Source organism: bacterium, from assembly GCA_022616075.1.
Lineage (GTDB): Bacteria > Acidobacteriota > HRBIN11 > JAKEFK01 > JAKEFK01 > JAKEFK01.
Map to the genome: position 1 here is coordinate 1 of JAKEFK010000270.1, position 4,498 is coordinate 4,498.

Here is a 4,498-nt window from a genome sequence, read left to right on the forward strand (position 1 = left end):
TTCGGCTTCACCACCGGATTGCGATAGCGAAACTCGGAGGAAATATCCACTTCCACCGGAACGCGCGACAGTTCCTCCAGCAAAAATTTTCCAACCAGCGCCGCGTGCCAGGAAGTTCCCGCGGCAACAAAATTGATCTTCTCAACTTTCGCAAGCTGCTCTTCCGTAATTTCAAATTCTTCCAGATAAACTCGACCGCTGTTCAAAGAGAAACGATCCACGATCGTTTCGCGAATCGCCCATGGCTGCTCAAAAATCTCCTTCAGCATGTAATGCGGGTAATCTCCTTTTTCTGCAAGATTCGCATCCCAGGTAATGTTTTGAGCGGCCCGCGTAACCGGTTCCCCCTGCAGATTAAAAAGCTGCACTCCCTCCTTTGTCATAACAACCATCTCCTGGTTGTCCAAAAAAAGCACATCGCGCGTGTGCGAAAGAATCGCCGGCGTGTCGGATGCAAGGAAATATTCTTGTTGGCCAAGTCCAACAACGAGGGGTGGTCCGCTTCTAACTCCGACGATTTTGTTCGGTTCGCGCGAGCTGAGAATGCCACACGCATAGATTCCCCGAATTTCGGAGAATGCTTTTTTGACCGCAGATTCCAAACTGCCGTTGTAGTGTTTCTCCAGCAAATGGGCAATGATTTCGGTATCGGTCTCCGTAACAAACTTATGCCCTTCTTGCTGCAACTGGCCCTTTAGTTCCAGGTAATTTTCGATGATACCGTTGTGAACAACCACCAGTTGTCCGGTGCAATCGCGATGCGGATGAGCATTTTCTTCCGTAGGTCGTCCGTGCGTGGCCCATCGAGTGTGCCCGATTCCGTAATAGCCTTCGATCGGTTCAGCTGCAATGGCACTCTCCAAATTGGAGAGCTTTCCCGCGCTGCGCCGTACACTGACACCATCGCCGTTAACGACCGCGATCCCAGCAGAGTCATACCCGCGATACTCCAGCTTTCTGAGAGTATTCACCAGTACAGGAACGACTTCTTTTTGCCCGATATAGCCGACAATTCCGCACATGTATCTATATAATGCTGTTTTTCTGGCGGGAGTCCAATCGCGGTTCCGCGAAATGTTCTGTCACTTCTTTTTTGGTTTCCAGCCCGGCTTATTGACCTGACGTCCACGGGCGATAGCCATTGAATTTTCCGGAACATCCTCTGTAATGCTGGAACCGGCCGCCACGTAGGCTCCTTTCTTCACTTTTACAGGAGCAATTAATTGCGTGTCGCTTCCAATGAAGACGTCATCTTCGATAACAGTGGGATGCTTTTTTTCGCCATCATAATTACAGGTAATCGTGCCGGCCCCAATGTTCACATTCTTACCGATCGTGGCATCGCCAAGATATGAGAGATGATTCGCTTTTGTTCCTTCTCCCACAAAAGACTTCTTCAACTCCACAAAATTTCCAATCCGAACTCCGGTTTGCAAATAGGTATCGGGGCGAATTCTTGCGAAAGGACCAACCTTCACTCCGGCTTCCAGATGAGCGGTATCAATCGAGCTGTTTTCATAAATCACGCACCGGCTATCGATGTAGGAATCCGAAATTCTACAGTTCGGATAAATCGTGACTTCGGAACCGACGAGTGTACTCCCTTCCAGATAAATGTTTGGATGAAGCACAACATCAGTCCCAAACTGAACATCCGTATCAATGTACGTAGTAGCCGGATCGATTATCGTTACGCCACGAAGCATCCATTGCTGATTGATCCGTTTTCGAAGAGTCTTGTGCGCGTCTGCAAGCTCAACCTTTGTGTTGATCCCCATTACCTCGTTTGCGCTCACCCTCTGAGGCAGAACGGTCCAGTTTCGCTCCAGCGCAAGTGAAATCAAATCCGGAAGGTAGTATTCCTTTTGTTTATTCTCAGCTTGAACCAGCGGAAGCAGCTCGCGCGTTCTTGAAACATCGAACACATAGATTCCGGCATTCACTTCACGGACCGCCTTTTCCGTTTCATTTGCGTCGGCCTCTTCGACAATGCGTTGGATTGTTCCTTGTTCACTTCGAATCACGCGCCCGTAACCTGTTGGATCGTCGTACTCTGTTGTGAGCAGAGTGATCGTCGCATTCCTTTGCTGGTGAAGTTGGATCATCCCCAGAAGCGTGGAGGATTGCAGAAGAGGAGTGTCACCGCTGAGAACAAGGAGCAGTCCTTCTATCGAAGGGTAATGCTTCAAGAATTCTGAAACGGCGTGGGCCGTTCCCTTCTGTTGTTCTTGAACCACGAAGTCAACCGGTTTCTCTTTCAGCGCATCCATTATTTGATCGCGCTGATGGCCGACCACGACCGCGCATGTTGTTGGAGAAAGCGCGGACAGTGATTCCTGAACGTGCAAAATCAGCGGCTTACCGCACAAAGGATGAAGCAGCTTGGAGAGCTTTGACTTCATTCTTTTGCTTTGACCCGCTGCCAAAATACAAACGTGCAAATCCATTTTGGTAAGACTCGAAGAGGCTTTTTAACTCTGATATCATAACAGATTCTTTGAACAGAGTAGCGCGGACGTCCCGTCTGCACAGCTCAACGCAGGCGAGACGCCGGCGCTACTTTGTTTATTTCTTTTGTGGGGGCTCATGGATCCTGTAACACACGGCCTGGCAGGTGCTTTGATCGCGGAAGCGGGGTTCACACAACGTCTTGGGACGCGTTGCCGGTATGTGCTGGCCACAGCAGCAATATTTCCTGACATCGATATTCTTTACCGGTTCGACGGCCTGCCCGCTTACATCGCAAACCACCGCGGCATCACGCATTCTTTTCTGGGTGTTCTCGCCAGCGGTTTGTTATTCGGCGCGATTTTCGGACGATTCGACGAAGAGAGAAGATATTTGCCATGGATCGCGGCCTCATGGGTGGCGCTTTTTAGCCACCAGATCCTGGACTTGATCACATCTTATGGAACTGTTGTGTTATATCCATTTTCCCAAACGAGGTTCTATTTTGACTGGGTGTTTATTCTGGATTGGATTCTCACAGGAACGCTTCTGGTGAGCTTGATTCTTGCGCGATTGAAACCATCACGCGCAACGCGGCGCGCAAGAATGGGGTTATGGATTGCCTCGGGGTACATCGTCTTCTGCGCGCTCAATCACACAGTCGCGTTACATCAGCTGGAGATGGCGGCCAAACAAAATCGCATTCCTTTTCAAAGGGCCGCAGCCATTCCGCAGCCATTCGTGCCCTTACGATGGTCCGGAATTCTCGATGCAGGCTTGCACTACTATCAGGTTCCCTTTTTCAGTTTCCTTAAACCAGAACCCCCCTTCCAGGTTTTCACCAAAACAACGGGATCCTATTTTGAGCAGATCGCGCGTTCCTCGGAGATGGGTTCGCTCTATTTCTGGTTCGCTCGTTATCCCGTTGTGCAGGAAAAAGTGCAGGGTCGCATTCACGTCATAGAATTCTCCGACCTGCGTTTTTATATCCGGTTGCACCGTTTTCCGGTGCGCAAACCTTTTGTATTACATTTTAGAATAGATGAAGCCGGGAACATTCTGGAGAGCCGGTTCACACGGATGTAAGTATGGAAATCAGGACGTTACACACCTTAGATGAATTTCAGCGCTGCGTGGAGATTCAAAAAGAGGTTTGGGGCTTTGACGATCCGTACGATATCGTCCCTCTGCCCCTTCTGGTTGTATCCGAACGAAACGACGGCATTGTACTGGGCGCTTTCGAAAACAATGAAATGATCGGATTTGTTTATAGCTTGCCCGGCACTCATCACAATCAGAGAGTGCAATGGTCGCATATGCTTGCGGTTGTCTCCTCTTTGCGCAACACCGACATCGGCTACAAACTCAAGATGGCGCAGTATCAGGCTGCGCAACAAATGGGCTACGACGTGATTGAGTGGACTTACGATCCGCTCGAAAGCAAGAATGCATATTTCAACCTTCACAAACTTGAATGCGTGGCCAAGGAATATGAGATTAATGTCTACGGAATCACATCGAGTCCGCTACACTCCGGCACACCGACCGACCGCTTGATTGCCAGCTGGCCTATTCCGCCATTGCACAAAGAACTTCCCGAATTCAAAACCATTCCATCAGGTTCCGCACTGATTACGGTTGCGCATTTTGAAGAGGGCGCCCTGCTGATTGATGATGTGCGCCTGGATCGAAACAAAGATTATCTATTTCTGGAAATTCCTTCCGATATGCAGCATTTAAAAACCGTTTCAAAAGAAGGACCGTTGCACTGGAGACTCAAAACACGCGACGCGTTTGTTTACTATCTCAACGCGGGTTATGTCGTGTATTCTTTTTTGAATTTCCGCGATGGGACTCCACGCCGCAGTTTTTATGTGCTGAAGAAAAAATAAACCGCCAAGACGCCAAGGTTGGGGGTGTAGTGGCAGAGCATTTACCACGCTAAATAAACAATGTTTTCAATGGAAACACTTTACAACTAAACAGCATATGCTGCATTCGTTTGGCAAATGCTCTGTAACTACACGGCTAAAATTAAATAAACCGCCAA

4 protein-coding genes are annotated in these 4,498 nt (G+C 49.0%); 2 read left to right on the top strand and 2 right to left on the bottom strand.

Annotated elements, in window-relative coordinates; all coding sequences use genetic code 11:
• A partial coding sequence (glmS, locus tag L0156_22310; GenBank protein ID MCI0605731.1) for a glutamine--fructose-6-phosphate transaminase (isomerizing) occupies positions 1-1,022 on the bottom strand: 1,022 nt, incomplete at its 3' end.
• Positions 1,023-1,082: 60 nt separating this feature from the next.
• Positions 1,083-2,402, bottom strand: coding sequence for a bifunctional UDP-N-acetylglucosamine diphosphorylase/glucosamine-1-phosphate N-acetyltransferase GlmU (gene glmU / locus L0156_22315; protein ID MCI0605732.1), 1,320 nt, complete (start codon positions 2,400-2,402; stop codon positions 1,083-1,085).
• A gap of 184 nt (positions 2,403-2,586) precedes the next feature.
• Between glmU and L0156_22320 the strand changes: the two genes are divergently transcribed.
• A complete protein-coding gene (locus tag L0156_22320; GenBank protein MCI0605733.1) occupies positions 2,587-3,534 on the top strand; it encodes a metal-dependent hydrolase in 948 nt (315 codons plus the stop codon).
• A gap of 2 nt (positions 3,535-3,536) precedes the next feature.
• Entirely contained in the window at positions 3,537-4,340 is an 804-nt protein-coding gene (locus tag L0156_22325) for a hypothetical protein (GenBank protein ID MCI0605734.1), read from the top strand.
• The last annotated feature ends 158 nt before the right edge of the window (positions 4,341-4,498 follow it).

Bases quoted from the DNA above. Each gene is read 5' to 3' on its own strand.
- L0156_22325 (MCI0605734.1), top strand. From the start codon at position 3,537: ATGGAAATCAGGACGTTACACACCTTAGATGAATTTCAGCGCTGCGTG.
- L0156_22320 (MCI0605733.1), top strand. From the start codon at position 2,587: ATGGATCCTGTAACACACGGCCTGGCAGGTGCTTTGATCGCGGAAGCG.
- glmU (MCI0605732.1), bottom strand. From the start codon at position 2,402: ATGAAGTCAAAGCTCTCCAAGCTGCTTCATCCTTTGTGCGGTAAGCCG.